Annotated in this window: 16 protein-coding genes; 5 read left to right on the plus strand and 11 right to left on the minus strand. The window is 64.1% G+C overall.

Features of this window, described 5'->3' with window-relative positions:
• Window positions 1-41 precede the first annotated feature (41 nt).
• The 8 genes from C2U70_RS27755 to soxX all read right to left on the minus strand — a co-directional run bounded on the left by C2U70_RS27755 (window position 42) and on the right by soxX (window position 5,833).
• Window positions 42-1,082, minus strand: coding sequence for an MBL fold metallo-hydrolase (locus C2U70_RS27755; protein ID WP_140981816.1), 1,041 nt, complete (start codon window positions 1,080-1,082; stop codon window positions 42-44).
• Window positions 1,083-1,216: 134 nt separating this feature from the next.
• The gene (locus C2U70_RS27760) at window positions 1,217-1,675 is read right to left on the minus strand and encodes a hypothetical protein (RefSeq protein ID WP_140981817.1); all 459 of its coding nucleotides are present in this window, start codon (window positions 1,673-1,675) and stop codon (window positions 1,217-1,219) included.
• Complete coding sequence (gene soxB, locus C2U70_RS27765; protein WP_140981818.1) at window positions 1,672-3,423, minus strand: thiosulfohydrolase SoxB; 1,752 nt, start codon at window positions 3,421-3,423, stop codon at window positions 1,672-1,674. The genes C2U70_RS27760 and soxB overlap by 4 nt, the downstream gene beginning before the upstream one ends.
• A gap of 51 nt (window positions 3,424-3,474) precedes the next feature.
• On the minus strand, window positions 3,475-3,792 hold the full coding sequence (locus C2U70_RS27770; protein ID WP_186294514.1) for a hypothetical protein: 318 nt from the start codon (window positions 3,790-3,792) through the stop codon (window positions 3,475-3,477).
• A complete protein-coding gene (gene soxA, locus C2U70_RS27775) occupies window positions 3,789-4,652 on the minus strand; it encodes a sulfur oxidation c-type cytochrome SoxA (protein WP_186294515.1) in 864 nt (287 codons plus the stop codon). The genes C2U70_RS27770 and soxA overlap by 4 nt, the downstream gene beginning before the upstream one ends.
• Window positions 4,652-4,963, minus strand: coding sequence for a thiosulfate oxidation carrier complex protein SoxZ (gene soxZ / locus C2U70_RS27780; protein WP_140981820.1), 312 nt, complete (start codon window positions 4,961-4,963; stop codon window positions 4,652-4,654). The genes soxA and soxZ overlap by 1 nt, the downstream gene beginning before the upstream one ends.
• Window positions 4,964-4,967: 4 nt before the next feature.
• The gene (gene soxY, locus C2U70_RS27785; RefSeq protein WP_140981821.1) at window positions 4,968-5,459 is read right to left on the minus strand and encodes a thiosulfate oxidation carrier protein SoxY; all 492 of its coding nucleotides are present in this window, start codon (window positions 5,457-5,459) and stop codon (window positions 4,968-4,970) included.
• Window positions 5,460-5,485: 26 nt separating this feature from the next.
• Complete coding sequence (soxX, locus tag C2U70_RS27790) at window positions 5,486-5,833, minus strand: sulfur oxidation c-type cytochrome SoxX (protein WP_433960716.1); 348 nt, start codon at window positions 5,831-5,833, stop codon at window positions 5,486-5,488.
• A 234-nt stretch (window positions 5,834-6,067) separates the two neighbouring features.
• On the opposite strand from soxX, the gene C2U70_RS27795 reads away from it, so the two are divergent.
• A complete protein-coding gene (locus C2U70_RS27795; RefSeq protein WP_140981823.1) occupies window positions 6,068-6,742 on the plus strand; it encodes a DUF938 domain-containing protein in 675 nt (224 codons plus the stop codon).
• Here C2U70_RS27795 and C2U70_RS27800 read toward each other — a convergent pair.
• The gene (locus tag C2U70_RS27800) at window positions 6,739-8,814 is read right to left on the minus strand and encodes a prolyl oligopeptidase family serine peptidase (RefSeq protein WP_140981824.1); all 2,076 of its coding nucleotides are present in this window, start codon (window positions 8,812-8,814) and stop codon (window positions 6,739-6,741) included. The genes C2U70_RS27795 and C2U70_RS27800 overlap by 4 nt on opposite strands.
• Window positions 8,815-9,005: 191 nt before the next feature.
• Here C2U70_RS27800 and C2U70_RS27805 point away from each other — a divergent pair, with 191 nt between their 5' ends.
• Together C2U70_RS27805 and C2U70_RS27810 are read left to right on the plus strand one after the other, a co-directional pair.
• Window positions 9,006-10,253, plus strand: coding sequence for an MFS transporter (locus tag C2U70_RS27805; protein ID WP_140981825.1), 1,248 nt, complete (start codon window positions 9,006-9,008; stop codon window positions 10,251-10,253).
• Between the two features lie 175 nt (window positions 10,254-10,428).
• A complete protein-coding gene (locus C2U70_RS27810) occupies window positions 10,429-11,658 on the plus strand; it encodes an MFS transporter (protein ID WP_140981826.1) in 1,230 nt (409 codons plus the stop codon).
• A 102-nt stretch (window positions 11,659-11,760) separates the two neighbouring features.
• On the opposite strand, the gene C2U70_RS27815 is transcribed toward C2U70_RS27810, so the two are convergent.
• Window positions 11,761-12,255, minus strand: a complete 495-nt coding sequence (locus C2U70_RS27815) for a VOC family protein (protein WP_140981827.1) — start codon at window positions 12,253-12,255, stop codon at window positions 11,761-11,763.
• A gap of 88 nt (window positions 12,256-12,343) precedes the next feature.
• A complete protein-coding gene (locus C2U70_RS27820; RefSeq protein ID WP_140981828.1) occupies window positions 12,344-12,889 on the minus strand; it encodes a carboxymuconolactone decarboxylase family protein in 546 nt (181 codons plus the stop codon).
• Between the two features lie 160 nt (window positions 12,890-13,049).
• On the opposite strand from C2U70_RS27820, the gene C2U70_RS27825 reads away from it, so the two are divergent.
• Complete coding sequence (locus C2U70_RS27825; RefSeq protein WP_140981829.1) at window positions 13,050-14,264, plus strand: acyl-CoA dehydrogenase family protein; 1,215 nt, start codon at window positions 13,050-13,052, stop codon at window positions 14,262-14,264.
• 155 nt (window positions 14,265-14,419) lie between these two features.
• Window positions 14,420-15,559 carry an acyl-CoA dehydrogenase family protein gene (locus tag C2U70_RS27830; RefSeq protein WP_140981830.1) on the plus strand — a complete coding sequence of 380 codons (1,140 nt, stop codon included), beginning with the start codon at window positions 14,420-14,422 and terminating at the stop codon, window positions 15,557-15,559.
• Window positions 15,560-15,682 lie beyond the last annotated feature (123 nt).

Raw genomic sequence — 15,682 nt, forward strand, 5'->3', positions numbered from 1 at the left:
ATTCCGGGTTCGGCTCTTCGAGCCGCCCCGGAATGACCGAGTCAGTTGCGCACCACCGGACCACCCGCCTTCTTCCAGGCGTCGATGCCGCCGGCGAGATGCGCCGTATTTGCCAGCCCCGCCTGCTTCGCGGCGGCCACGGCCATCGCCGAGCGCTCGCCGAAGGCGCAGAAGAACACGACGCGGCGGCCGGTGGCAGCCGCGACCTCGCGCAACATGCCGCCGGGCTTCAGGCTGTCCTCGACCGAAGCGTAGGGCGTATGCAGCGCGCCTTCGAGCATGCCGTGCTTGGCGCGCTCATTGGCCTCGCGCAGGTCCACCAGCAGGATATCGGGCCGGCCGAGCGAACGGATCGCCTCTGTTGCGCTGAGCGCGCGGCCCTCCTTCGCCAGCTCCTCCTGATGCAGTCCGACATGCATGTTGGCCGGCACCGCCACGTCCATCATCTTGGGATTGGGCAGCTTCAGGTTCGCCATCAGCTCGATATATTCGTCGACCGACTTCACCTGGAGGCGCGGATTGTAGCGCTTCTCCTCACCGATGGTGGAGACGGTGTCGCCCTTGTAATCATGCGCTGGAAAAACGAGCGTTTCCTCCGGCAGCTTCAGCAGGCGATTGAAGATCGAATCGTATTGCGCGCGCGAGGAGCCGTTCTGAAAGTCGGTGCGGCCGGTGCCACGGATCAAAAGCGTGTCGCCGGTGAAGACGCGATCGCCCATCAGATAGGAATAGGAATCGTCGGTATGGCCCGGCGTGTACATCACGTCGAGCGACAGGCCCTCGATCGTCACCTTGTCGCCGTCGGAGACCCGCATCGCCACCACATCGGCCTTGCTCTGGTCGCCCATGATGGTCATGCAATGGGTGCGGTCGCGCAGCTCGCCGAGCCCGGTGACGTGGTCGGCGTGCAGATGGGTGTCGACAGCCTTGACCAGCTTGAGGTCGAGTTCGCGCAGCAACTGGCAGTAACGGTCGACCTTCTCCAGCACGGGATCAAGGATCAGCGCCTCGCCGCCGGGCCGGCTGGCGAGGACATAGCTGTAGGTGCCCGAAACGCTGTCGAAGAGCTGGCGGAAGATCATGGCAGAACCCGGGGAGTGGCGATTCCAAAATTCTACTACGCCACGGGTCAAAAAGAGAAGCAATTCACTGCCGCATGAAGAAAAGTTGAAATGTTTTTGCTGTGCGGGATGACGAGGGAGGGGGTGCGAAGCCCCTACGGCCTCACCAGCGTGTACCCGTTCTCGGTCAAAAACAGGATCTGCGCGACCCCGACCTGCACAGGCGTTGCAGACGGGATGTAATCCGGCCGCTTGCCGGTTTCCCGCTCCAGCGTGTCCACGGTGTTGAGGCAGATGTCGAAGCGGACGCCTTGCGCGATCAGGCTCTCGACCTGCTTGCGACGGTCGCTGCCGGTGCGCAGCAAATCGATGCCGGGGCCGAACGCCACGACCTCGAGCGCGACCTTGTCCGGGTCGTAATGCTTGATGAGATTGTTGGCGACGCTGAGCACCAGCGCCTGCTTCTTGGGGTCGCCGTCGGAGAGCTGCAGCACGATCTTGTGCTCGGCGAACGGCTTGTCCTGCAGCGGTGCCTGCTGGGCCGCGGCTGGCGACATCATCGCGAAAGCCAGCGCCGCGACGATCATCGCGCCTGATACGAGAGACCGCATCATCCCTGTCCCACCATGCCCGGATTGCCGTCCACGCCCTTCAGCGTGACGCCGGCGCCGAGACGCTCCGGCATCATCCGGCCCGAGCGGAGATATTTTGCCACGACGTCCCAGACCGGCGCGCCCTGTTGCGCGTTGACCGAGGCCCAGCCGGCGACCTTGTAGTGTCTGTGCGCCTCCAGCGTCCGGCCGCTATCGAGCTTCAGCTCGGAGATCCGATGTCCGATCGCATTCGTCGGCGTGCAGGTGTAGCTGACCCCGCCGGCGCGCACCATGTCGCCGCCCTGCTGAAGGTAGGGATCGGCGTTGAACAGATTGTCGCAGACGTCTTCCAGCAAATCCCTGATCTGTGCGCCGGTCATCTCCTGCACATAGGTCTCGGGATAGGAGATCGCGGTTTCCGCGAGCAGATCCTCCATCGTCATGGCCTGGCCCGACAACGCGGTGACGCCCCAGCGAAAGCCCGGCGACAGCGCGATCTCGGCATCGAGCTCGCGGCGCAGCGCCGCGCAGATCAGTTGATCCATTGGGCCTGAGAAATTGCCGCGACGATAGAGCAGGCGGTCGGGCGTCGCGATCTTTTCGGACCAGTCGTTGACATGCGGCGCCCGCACCTTGCCGATCAGCTCGGCCATCGCGGGATCGGGCTTCAGCAGTTCGGAATAGACCGGGAGCAGATGATATCTGACGTCATTGACCTTGCCCTTGTCGAGCGCGAGGTCGAGCACGCCCAGGAATTTTCCGTTCGAGCCGGCATTGGTGACCAGCGTCGTGCCGCCGGCATTCTTCACCGCGACCGGCTGCGGCACGGCATCATGGGTGTGGCCGCCGAGGATGACGTCGATGCCGGTGACGCGGCTTGCAAGTTTGAGGTCGACGTCCATGCCGTTGTGCGACAGAAGGATGACTGCGTCGACCTTGTCGATGGTGCGCAGCGCATCGACATGCTTCTGCAATTCCTCGTCGCGGATGCCGAAGGTCCAGTCCGGCGTGAAGCGCCTGGGATGCGCGATCGGCACGTAGGGAAAGGCCTGGCCGACGATGGCGACGCGGTAGCCGCCGAGCTCCTTGATGGTGGACGGCTTGAACACGCGGCCCGTTGCCTTGTCGAAGGCGCGGGCGTCGTTGAAGGCGGCTTCCTCGGTCAGAAACACGTTCTGCGCCAAAAACTCGCCCTTGAAGCGTTCGAGATTGTCGCGCAGCGCCTGCTCGCCATAGGTGAATTCCCAATGTCCGGTCATCGCCTCGATGCCGAGCAGGTTGGCGACCTCGACCATGTCGCGGCCCTGCACGGTGTTCGCCAGCCCCGTGCCCTGCCAGAGATCGCCGCCGTCGAGCAGCAGCGAATGCGTGCCACCGAAATCGTTGCGCAGCCGGTCGATCAGCGTCTTCAGATGCGCGAAGCCGCCGAGCTTGCCGAAGCGCGTGGCCGACTTCTCGAACTCGTAGCAGGTGAAGGCGTAGGCGTCGGCGCTGTCGGGCCGGATGCCGAAATGATCGAGGAACGCGCGGCCGACCAGATGCGGCGGCCGGCCCGCCATTTCGCCGAGGCCGAGATTGACGCTCGGCTCGCGGTAGTATGCCGGGTTGAGCTGCGCATGCGTGTCGGTCATGTGCAGGATGCGCGCATTGCCGAAGCGCTCGAGATCGTAGATACCGGCCGCGTCGGCGCCGTGCGCAAACCGCGGCAGGCCGACCGAAACTGCGGCAGCGCCTGCACTCTTCAGGAAATCGCGGCGGCGGATCGCCATACTCAATTTTCCGCGCCTCCTCGACAAATCCGGACGGCCCCACCAGGCAGTCTAGCGGATTTCCATCGCCTTCCAGGCTTCTTTTTCGCTGGTCGCCTGGTAGATCGATGCCTTCGCCAGCGCTTCGGCTTCCTTCGCAGCGGCGGTGGCGCGGTCGAAATCGCCGCTGTCGGCGGCCTTCTTCGCTGCAGATAGTGTCGAGACCGTGGTGGTCCATTGGTGGCGCAGCGCGACCGCCTCCTTGCTGGCAGCTTCGGCCGCGGCATAGGCTGCCTTGTAGTCGGCCTCGGTCGCGGCGAATGCCGGCGTTGCCGCGATAGACAGCAGGACCAGCGCGAGTTGGAACGGCTTGCCTGTTGTCTTGCTCATGGCCGCGCTCCCGGTCCCGAAATCGGCAGGCCGTTGCTGACATAGGAGAGGAAATATTCGACGTCGCGATATTCGTCCGACTGCGGTTCCAGCGGAACCGCGCGGGTCTGGCTGTTGCAGGTGACGAAGCGGCGGCTGGTCGTGCCCATGCCGCTCCATTCCGAGCGGTAGATCGGCATCGCGTTGAGAATGCCGAGCGCCGGCGCCAAAATCTCGGCGCGGATGCGCTCGCCCGGGCTCTGCACATGGCAGCTCGCGCAGGAGAAATTCATCTGGCCGCGCCGGGTATAGAAATAGCGCTTGCCGTTCTCGAAAGCTTCTAGCGCGCGCGGGTCGTCCGGGATCTTGATGTCAAAAGGCTTGCCGCGCGAGGTGAAGGCCATGTAGGCGGTGAGCGAGGCCATCTCGTCCTTGACATAGGAGTAGGGCGCCTCGCCATTGGCCTCGCGGCAGCGGTTGACCGCGAGCTCCAGCGTGATGACCTTGCCTTCCCTGGTGTCGAAATAGGGATAGTTTTGCCGGATGCCGATGCCGCCATTCGCAAAGCAGTCGGCGTAGGTCTTGCCGTTCTTGAACGGCGTCGCGAACATCTCCTTGCCGGCGTCGAGCGCGAACTCGTAGGGCGGAAATTCTTCCTTCTCCTGCCACTGCCGCTTCAGGCCCTCGTCCATGGAATAGGGACCGTTGACGAATTCCTCCGGCTTCAGCTTTGGAAACTTTTGGAAGAAGAAGTTCTGGAACGCCTTGGCATCCGCGGCCGGATCGACCTTGTCGGCGGCAACGACGCGCGGCGAGGCCGCCACGAGCGCCGTCAGCACGGCGGCAACGGAGCCAAGCAGAATCGCGAGACGTGGCTTCATCACGAAATCTTCGCGGTGGTCGTGTCCGACGCACCCTTGTTGTCGACCCAGCTGATCTTGATTTCGTCGCCCTTCTTGGCGCCCTTGAAGCTGAACTTTACATAGGGATCCTTGGAGACAGCGGGGCCCCAATCGGCGACGAAGACGTCCTTGCCGTTATATTCGAATTTCAGCTCCTGGATGAAATGCGCCGGGATGAGCTCGCCCTTGGCGTCCTTGATGAAGCCGGAGTCCATGGGGTGCTGGATCAGCGCCTGCACCTCGGTGATGTCGCCGTTGCTCGTGGCGCGCACGCGAATGGTCGATGCCATGTTGCTATCCTCCGCAGCCGCCGACGGTGACCTTGACTTCCTTGGCCGCGCTGAAGAGCTTTCCGTCGGCTTCGACCAGCACCAGCACGTTGGTGGTCTTCGCCATCTTCAGACGATTGGCAATCGTCGGGATCGTGCCATCAGGAATCCGGTAGCTTGCCGCGAGCGCGTTGGGATTCTCGGCGACCAGGAACGAGATCGAGGTCACCTTCTCGAGCGTCGTCGTCACCGAGATCGGCACCACCGCGCCGTTCTCGGCGATCTCGGGCGCGTCGAGCTTGATCTTGTCGGAGGGTTCAGCGGTCTTGCCGTAGAGCGCCTTGATCGCGTCAGCCTGGCTCTTCTGCTTGAAGGCGTCTTCCGGATATTTGTCGTTGGCCGCCGCACGCGCGGGCGCGATGCCGAACGGCAGGTTGCCGAGGCCGATCAGCGCGACCGTAACAGCGCCCTGAAGGATCAGACGCCGCGTCGCGAGAGGGCCGGTGGTTGCGTTCATCAAAAGTCTCCTGGGCCGTCCGGTCGTTACAGGGTCTGGAGGAAATCGACGATCGCGTTGATTTCCTGCTCGGTCAGAATCCGGTTGCGCCCGAACGGCGGCATCACGGATTGCGGATTTCGCTTGGGCTCGTCGCTCACGATTGCGACGAGCTCGTTACGGTCGGGATACTTCGCCTTGATGTCCTTCAGCTCCGGCCCGATCGAGCCGGGCAGGTCACCGCCCCTGATGACGTGGCAGGTCAGGCAATTGCCCTTGCTGCGATCGAAGGCGAGCTTTTGGCCGTCGGCAGCCGTCTGCGCATGGGCCGGGCTTGCGAGCAGACCGGCCAACAGAGCGGCGGCGAGCGCGGGCATGCGGGCAAGGGCGGTCAAGGTGTCATTCCCTGGCATTAGGTCGAACGTCCAAAACGGAAATATAAGTGCTCAAAGCACAAAGGGGATGGTCTGACAATCGAGACTATCCGCCAGCCGAATTGCGGTTAATATGCCCTCGCATTGCAGCCGCGAGAACGATTTGTTCCGTCAATTCGGGCGGAACGGACCGGGTTTTGAAGGGGCGTGGGCCGCCCCCATCGTTTTTATCGTGCATTTTTCCGGGGGCCTCAATTGGCTGACTATGTGGTCGAATTTGGCAGGGACGGCGGGCGGGTCGAACCCGACGGGCGCCTCGATGCACCGGCGTTCCAACGCAACCACGAACCGATCTGGGCGGCGCTGGCAAAGCATCTCGCCGGACAGTCCGGCGACGTCATCGAGGTCGGCAGCGGCACCGGCCAGCACGTCGTGCACTTCGCCCGCCATACGCCGGATCTGGTCTGGTGGCCGAGCGACCTCAATCAACGGCACCTCCGCAGTATCGAGGCTTGGCGCATTCATTCCGGCCTGCAAAACATCCGCAGCCCCCTGCGGATCGATCTGTCCGATCCTGACTGGTGTCCGGAGCTGAAGGCGGGACAGGGTCCGAAGGGCGTCGCGGCCATCTTCTGCGCCAATGTCATCCACATCGCGCCCTGGCACGTGGCCGAGGGCCTGTTCGCCGGGACCGGCCGTTACCTGCGCTCCGGCGGCAAGCTGTTCCTCTACGGCCCGTTCAAGCGCGCCGGAAAACACACCGCGCTCAGCAACGCCGTGTTCGACACGTCCTTGCGTGACGGCAATCCCGATTGGGGCGTGCGCGACATCAGCGACGTCGAGAAGCTCGCGCACAACGCCGGCCTCGCGCTCGTCGAGGAGAACGAGATGCCGGCGAATAATTTGACGCTGGTGTTTGCGCGAACCTAGCTCGTCGCGTCGTCCGCCCAGCCGATCTTGTTCTTCAAGAATCTGTAGCCGAGCACCTGAAAGCCGGCGCGTTCCTTGTTGTCCTTGCCGTAGCCATGGCCGCCCGCGGCAGGCTCGTAGAACCAGGCTTCATAGCCCATCGCCTGGAGCTTCGCGGCCATCTTGCGGGCGTGGCCGGGATGGACGCGATCATCGCGCCTTGTCGTCGCGATCAGGATCGGCGGATAGGGCTGGCCGGGTTTGGCGTTGTGATAGGCGGAATAGGTCTGCAGCCATTCCCATTCCTCGGGCTTATCAGGGTCGCCGTACTCCGCGATCCAGCTCGCGCCCGCGAGCAGCTTTGTGTAGCGGCGCATGTCGACCAGCGGGATGGTGCAGAACAAGGCGCCAAAGCGCTCGGGATAGCGCGTCAGCATGTTGGTGATGAGGATGCCGCCGTTCGATCCGCCTTCCGCCGCGATCCGCTTGGCGCGGGTCACGCCGCGGCGGACGAGATCGGCGGCGACGGCCGCAAAATCGTCATGCGACAATCTCTTGCCGGCATAGCGGCCGGCATCGTGCCAGCGCGTGCCGAACTCGCCGCCGCCGCGCAAATTTGCCTGCACGGTGGTGCCGCCACGCTCGAGCCACAGTTTTCCGAGCGCGGAATTGTAATAGGGCTTCACGGAGTGTCCGAAGCCGCCATAGGCGCTCATATGGACGGGCGCGTCACCGGTCTCGCCAGCAGGACCGGTCTGCACATAGGGGATGCGCTCGCCGTCGACAGAAACAGCCTCGTGCTGGGTCACGACGAGGCCATCGGCATTGAATGTCTGTGGCGCCTGCTTCAACACGGCGGGGCTTTCAACGCCGCGCTCGATCAGCAGCAGCGACGGTGGCGTCAGCGGATCCTGCACATTGGCAAGCAGGTCGCCATTCCCGTCGGATTCGTGGGTGTCGAACCGCCAAACGTCGACCACGCCGATTTTGGGCAGGCCACGCAGCGTCTCGCACGTCCAGCCTTGCGAGGACGGCGTGCAGATCTCGAATACCGGCCGCAATTCGTCGAGGATCGGCAGGACCAGCTTGCCTGCGGACCAGAACAGGCCCTGCAGCGCGCGCCGCGGTCCCGGTTCGAACAGCACGGTGAAGTCGCGGCCGCCAGCCAGAAAGGCCGACAGGGAGATGACGAGCACGGTATCGGCAGCGTGGGTTCGCCCCGCCACCGACCACGGCTTGCGCAGCTTCAACGCAAACCAGTCGCCATGCGCCTGCATCCAGACGTCGGTCGGCATATCGAGCCTCGTCATGGTGCCTGCCGCGTCGCGGAGCCAGATGACGAAGTTGAAGAAGTCGGCCTGATCGACGATCCAGGAGCGCGGAGCGTCACCAGTGTGATCGACGCCGGCATAGACCCGCATGTTCTCAGCGGCGATCTCGAAGATCTGCGTCGCCTGCTCGACCGGCTGGCCGCGCCGCCACAACCGCACGGTCCGGGCATAGCCGGAGCTCGTCGCGTTGCCCTCGCCGAGCGCGCTCGACAGCAGCACGGTGTCGTTGTCGATCCAGTCGAGCGAGCTCTTGGCCTCATCAAGCACAAAGCCGTCGGCAACGAAGCTCTTGGTGTCGACGTCGAACTCGCGCAGGGTGACGGCATCGCTGCCGCCGCGCGACAGACACAGGATCACGCGCGGCTGGTCGCCCGTCTGCGAAATCACCCAGTTGAGGAGCCAGTCCTTGCCTTCCGTGAGCGCGAGCTGGTCGATATCGAGCACGGTTTCCCAGGCGGGGCTGGCTTTGCGAAATTCCTCGAGCGTCGTGCGCCGCCAGAGACCGCGCTGATTCCGGGCATCCTTCCAGAGATTGTAGAGATATCTGCCGCGCCGTCCGACATAGGGAATGTTGTCGGGACGGTCGTAGATCGCGGCCAGCGCATCGCGGTCACGCTCGAACGCTGCGTCGGAGAATTTCTCCAGCGTCACGCGATTTTGCTGCTCGACAAACGCAAGCGCGCGCTCGCCCTCGACGTCCTCGAGCCAGAGATAGGGGTCGTCGTCGGGCGCTTCGAGCGTGGGCCTGTTGTCGAGGGACATGATCAAAACTCCGGGGCTGCGACATCGGCTTGATCGAACGCAAGGCCATCACTAGCGCGGGGCGCTATTCGTTGTCCAATGTGCATCCAGGGCATGGCCTGCGCCCGTTTACGCCAGTTGCTCGACCCTGCGGGTCACTTCATAGTGACGGGATCCGACCAGCCCGCCATTCCCCAAAGCCGATAGTGCCGATGATCGACGTGACAGCCGCCGACGAAATTGCCAACGACGCACGCGCGCGTGCCAATGTGGTGCGCCTCGCCGCGGCGCAGGCACTTACCGGCGCGAATTCGGCCGTCATCTTCGCGACGGGCTCGATCGTCGGCGCCACGCTCGCGCCAAACATGTCGCTCGCGACCGTGCCGCTGTCGATGTACGTGCTGGGGCTTGCCGCGGGCACGCTGCCGACCGGCGCGATCTCGCGGCGCTTCGGCCGTCGCGTCGCGTTCATCATTGGCACCGCTTGCGGCGCGCTCACCGGGCTGCTTGGCTGCTGGGCCATCCTCCACAATTCCTTCGCCCTGTTTTGCCTCGCGACCTTCCTCGGCGGCCTCTACGGCTCCGTCGCGCAGTCCTACCGCTTCGCGGCGGCCGACGGCGCCAGCGCGGCCTTCAGGCCCAAGGCGGTGTCCTGGGTGATGGCGGGCGGGGTATTCGCCGGCGTGCTCGGTCCGCAGCTCGTGCAGTGGACCATGGACATCTGGTCGCCCTTCCTGTTCGCCTTCAGCTTTGTCGTGCAGGCTGCGGTCGCGCTGATCGCGATGGGCATCGTCGCCGGCGTCGACATGCCAAAACCCGCGCCGGCCGACCTTCATGGCGGGCGTCCGCTGCTGCGCATCGTCACTCAACCGCGTTTCATCGCGGCCGCGCTGTGCGGCGTCATCTCCTACCCCATGATGAATCTGGTGATGACCTCGGCGCCGCTCGCCATGAAGATGTGCGGCCTCAGCGTCAGCGATTCCAACTTCGGCATTCAATGGCACATCGTCGCCATGTACGGGCCGAGCTTCTTCACGGGTGCGCTGATCGGGCGCTTCGGCGCGCCAAAAATCGTCGCGACCGGTCTGTTGCTGGAAGCCGCGGCTGCGGGAATCGGCCTCTCCGGTGTCACCGCGATGCATTTCTGGGCCACGCTGATCGTGCTCGGGGTAGGGTGGAACTTTTCCTTCATCGGCGCCTCCGCGCTGGTGCTGGAGACCCATCGCCCGAACGAGCGCAACAAGGTGCAGGCGTTCAACGATTTCCTGGTGTTCGGCATGATGGCGATCGGCTCGTTCTCCTCCGGCCAGTTGCTCGCGAGCTACGGCTGGTCCGCGGTGAACATGGTGGTGTTCCCGCCGGTGCTGCTCGGGCTCGCGGTGCTTTCGCTCGCCTCCTATGCGCGCCGCCGCAAGGCGCGGCTGGAGGCGGCCATGGGCGAGTTCCCGGATCCGCTTTGATTGGCAGGAGGCTGTCAGCAGCGTTAACGCTTCGATCGCCGTCGAAGTGATTTTTGGGTGAGGGTTAGTTAGATGTCGTCATGGCCGGGCTTGTCCCGGCTATCCACGTCTTGGGCGCGCGGATCGAAGAACGTGGATGCCCGGGACGAGCCCGGGCATGACGGAGTAAGCGGCTATGCTCGATAATCCCCGACCTGCCACGCTCGACGAATCCTCCCTCAGCTACCAAGGCTGGCGCATCGTCGCGGTCTGCTTCCTGCTCGCGACCTTCGGCTGGGGTCTCGGCTTCTATGGCCAGAGCGTCTATGTCGCCGAGTTGCAGCGCCAGCACGGCTGGCCAACGTCGCTGATCTCTTCGGGTACCACCTTCTTCTATCTGTTCGGCGCGCTGATCGTCGTCTTCGTCGGCGAGGCCGTGCGGATGTTCGGCCCGCGTATCTGCCTCATCGCGGGCACGATTGCGATGGCGGCCGCGGCAGTCGCGATCGGCGCGGTGCGTGAACCTTGGCAGCTTTATCTGGCCGATGCCGTGCTTGCCTTCGGCTGGGCCGGCACCAGCCTTGCCATGATCACCAATACACTGAGCCTGTGGTTCGACCACAAGCGCGGCATGGCGATCAGCCTCGCCCTCAATGGCGCCAGTTTTGGCGGCATCGTCGGCGTGCCACTGCTGATCACTGCGATCGGCTATGTCGGCTTCTCCAACGCGATGTATGCGACGTCGGCCGCCATGCTGGTGCTGATGGTGCCGGTGATCCTGATTTTTGTCGGCCGCGCGCCCGAAAATCACGGCTGGCCCGCAGCCGCGGCAAAGCCGCAATCGTCGGCGCAAATCCGAAACCACGCGATGCGCGATGTCGGCTTCCTCACGGTGACGACGGCCTTTGCGCTGGTGCTGTTCGCCCAGGTCGGCTTCATCGTGCACCTGATCTCGTTCCTCGACCCCGTGATCGGGCGCGAGCGTGCGGCCGTTGCGGTCGCGGTGCTGACGGCCATGGCGGTCGTGGGACGTGTGCTGTTCTCGATGGTGATCGACCGGCTCAATCAACGCCTCGCCGCGGCGCTGTCGTTCCTGAGCCAGGCCATCGCGCTATCCGTCATCATCAACTTGCACAACGACTATGTGCTGATCGCGGCCTGCGCGCTGTTCGGCTTCTCCGTCGGCAACCTCATCACCATGCCCTCGCTGATCGTGCAGCAGGAATTCGACCCGCGCTCGTTCGGCGTGCTGATCAGCCTGAACGTCGCCATCAACCAGGTGACCTACGCCTTCGGCCCCGGCGTGGTCGGCCTGCTCCGCGATCTCTCCGGCGGTTATGCGCTGCCGTTCTATGTCTGCATCGCGCTGGAGCTGGGAGCGGCGGCGCTGATCATGGTAAGGGGACGTCGAGTGACGACCTCGTAGGGTGGGCAAAGGCGCGAAGCGCCGTGCCCACCGCTTATCTCTCCACTATCTCGCGAGAAGCGGTGGGCACGCTTCGCTTTGCCCACCCTACGAGAGCGACACTCACCCCTCCCGCTGCTTCAGCAAATCCTCCAAATCCAGCCGCTTCGTGAACATCGCGAGCTTGCCGTCCGGCGTGAGCGGCCACTGCTCCCTGGGCTTGTCCCAATAGAGCTCGACGCCGTTCTCGTCGGGATCGCGCAAATACAGCGCCTCGGACACGCCATGGTCGCTGGCGCCGTCCAGCATAATGCCGGCCGAGTGCACGTGATGCAGCGCATCTGCCAGCGCCGGCCGTGTCGGATAGAGGATCGCAGTGTGAAAGAGGCCCGTGGTGCCCGGCGGCGGCGGCGAGCCGCCCTTGCTTTCCCAGGTGTTGAGCCCGATGTGGTGATGATAGCCGCCGGCCGAGATGAAGGCGGCGCCCGAGCCCATGCGCTGCATCAGCTCGAAGCCCAGCACGCCGCAATAGAAACCGAGCGCGCGGTCGAGATCGGCGACCTTCAAATGAACGTGGCCGATTCTCGTTCCGGCAATGATGGCTGGGTTCTGGGACATGTGGTTGCTCCGTTAGCCCCTTCACGTAGGTCAGGCGTCGGGGGTGCGCCATTGCCCATCCCGAAACCCATCGTTTCCGGATGTGTCGCTATGACAGCTCCGGCACCTCACCCTCCGGTAGATCGAACTCAAACGTGTTCAGCGTCATCGACACCAGCGTGTAATAACCGCAGAGCCCGATCACCTCGACGACGCCGCGTTCGCCGAGCAGCTTGACCGCGTCGTCATAGAGGCCCTTCTCGACGCCATGGCCCTCATGCAGCGACTTCGAGAGATCGTAGATCATCCTGCCCCTGGGGTCGTCGAATTCGGGCGTGCGGCGATCGCGGATCGCATCGATGATCGCGGGATTCATCCCGCCAGCCAGCGCCAGGCGCTTATGCGCATACCATTCGTAATGCGCAGTCCAGTGCCGCGCCGTCACCAGGATCGCGATCTCGGACAGTTTTGCGGGGAAGATCGTGTCGTAGCGCAGGACTTCGCCGAGCCGCGTGGCATGGCGCGCCATGTCGGGGCTGTTGAGCCAGGCCATCATCGGCGCTGGCGGCTTGCCGCGCTTGCCGGCAATCGACTCGTCATAGGTCTGCTTCTGGTCCTCGCTCATTTCGCCAGGCGAAAGTAGTTTCAGGCGCATTCTCGTTTCCTCTTTATTTTCAAGCCTCGCCGCAAGGCGACTATAGCGGAATGCCGTCCACTATGCGCAGCCGTGCGGTATGGAAGGTGGTTGAATTCCGCAGTGCGATGGCTCAGAGTCGTCTGCAACAAGTCGATTGATTGATTGATGGAAGCGACCCATGACCGATTCTGAGACGTCAACGGCCGAAACGGCCGAGCTTGAAGAATTCCGCAAGCAAACCCGCGCCTGGCTCGAGGCCAATTGCCCGCCGGAAATGCGCAAGCCCGCCACGTCGGATGGTGACGTGTTCTGGGGTGGGCGCAATGCAAAGTTCTCGTCGGAGCCGCAACGCGTCTGGTTCGAGCGCATGCGCGACAAGGGCTGGACCGTGCCCGATTGGCCAAAGGAATATGGCGGCGGAGGGTTGTCGCCCGCCGAGCACAAAGTGCTGCGATCGGAGATGGCGAAAATCGGCGCCCGCCCGCCGCTGTCGAGTTTTGGCATCTGGATGCTCGGGCCGGCGCTTTTGAAATACGGCAACGAGGCGCAGAAGAAGGAGCACTTGCCAAAGATCGCCGCGGGCCTGATCCGCTGGTGCCAAGGTTATTCCGAGCCGAACGCCGGCTCCGACCTCGCCTCGCTGCAGACGCGCGCCGAGAGCGACGGCGATGATTTCGTCATCACGGGATCGAAGATCTGGACGTCCTACGCGAACTACGCCGACTGGATCTTCTGCCTCGTCCGCACTGACCCGACGGCGAAGAAACACGACGGCATCAGCTTCATCCTGTTCGACATGACCTCGAAGGGCGTCACGACCAAGCCGATCCTGCTGATCTCAGGCTATTCGCCGTTCTGCGAAACCTTCTTCGATGGCGTCCGCGTGCCGAAGTCGCATGTCGTCGGCACCGTCAACCGCGGCTGGGACGTCGCAAAATATCTGCTGCAGCATGAGCGCGCGATGATCTCGGGCATGGGCGAGCGCGGTGTCGGCCGTCCGCTCGGCCAGATCGCGGCCGATTCCATCGGCACGGATGGGCAGGGGCGTCTCGACGATTCCATGCTGCGCGGGAAGATCGCGAGCTTCGAGGTCGATGAGGCCGCGCTCGCGGCCTGCGCCGAGCGCGCCGTCGATCTCGCCAAGGCAGGCCAGGCACATCCGGCCTTCTCCTCGGCGATGAAATATTACGGCACCGAGCTCAACAAGCGTCGCTACGAGATCCTGATGTCGGCCGGCGGCGTCGATGCGCTGGAATGGGAGAGCGAGCGTTCGCGGCAAGGCGCCCGCCCGCGCGCCTGGCTGCGCACCAAGGCCAACTCGATCGAGGGCGGCACGTCAGAAGTGATGCTCGGCATCGTCGCAAAACGCATCCTGGATTTGCCGGGGGCGTGAGGCCCCTCTCACCACCCGTCATTCCGAGGCGCGCGTAGCGCGAGTCCGGAATCCATCGAGCCACAGAGCCTGCGGTAAAATGGATTCCGGGCCTAGCCCTGCGGGCCATCCCGGAATGACGAAGACAAACTAGATTTCGAATCGGAAACACGCACATGGCCCTCGTCCTCACCGAAGAACAATCGATGCTCCGCGACTCCGCGCGCGGGCTGATCAGCGACAAGGCGCCGGTGTCGCATCTGCGTCACTTGCGCGACTCCAAGGATCCGACCGGCTTCTCCAAGGAGCTCTGGCAGTCCTTTGCCGAGATGGGCTTTGCCGGCCTGCTGGTGCCGGAAGAGTTTGGCGGCAGCGGTCTTGGTTTTGTCGAAGCCGGCGTCGTCATGGAGGAGATCGGCCGCACGCTGATGCCGTCGCCATTTCTTGCGACCAGCGTCGTTGCGGCCTCAGCGCTCGCGCGCGGCGGCAACGCCGCGCAGAAGGCGGAGTACCTGCCAAAGATCTCCAGCGGCTCGCTGCTCGCGACGCTGGCGATCGACGAGGGTTCAAAACATCGTCCGCTGCAGACGAGCTTGCAGGCCGTCCGCTCCGGCAATGGCTTCAAGCTCAGCGGTGCCAAGGCGCTGGTCGTCGACGGCCACGTCGCCGACCTCCTGATCGTCGCCGCGCGCACCTCAGGCTCGGCCGGCGACCGCGACGGCCTGACGCTGTTCCAGGTCAACCCCAAGGCCAAGGGCGTTGCGACCGAGCGCACCATCATGGTCGATGCGCATAACGCGGCGCGCATCGAGTTCGCCAATGTCGAGGTCAATGCCGACAGCGTGCTCGGCGAGGTCGATCAGGCAGCCGGCCTGCTCGACGGCGTGCTCGATATCGGCCGCGGCGCGGTCGCCTCCGAAATGGTGGGCTTGAGCGAAGAGGTTTTTGGTCGCACCGTCGAGTACCTGAAGAGCCGAAAACAGTTCGGCAAGCTGATCGGCGAATTCCAGGCGCTGCAGCATCGCGCCGCCGAGCTCTATGTCGACATCGAGATCACCCGTGCCGCCGTCATGAAGGCGCTGCAGGCGCTCGATGCCGACGTGGCCAAGGCCGGCTCAGCCATCGCGGTCGCCAAGGCGCGCGCCGGCACCACCGCGACGCGCGCGGTGCAGGAAGGCGTGCAGATGCATGGCGGCATGGGCATGACCGACCAGTTCGACATCGGCTTCTTCATGAAGCGCGCACGGGTTTGCGAAGAGTTGTTCGGCGATTCGAATTACCAGACCGAGCAATTGGCGCGGGCGAAGGGGTATTGAGCTTGTAGCCCGGATGGAGCGTAGCGAAATCCGGGTTCTATCCGCGCGGTGAGACGGCCCGGATTGCGCTACGCTCCATCCGGGCTACGACCGCAATAAGTTCATTCGTCATGGCCGGGCTTG

Origin of the sequence: Bradyrhizobium guangdongense, assembly GCF_006483445.1 — a bacterium.
Lineage (GTDB): Bacteria > Pseudomonadota > Alphaproteobacteria > Rhizobiales > Xanthobacteraceae > Bradyrhizobium > Bradyrhizobium guangdongense_A.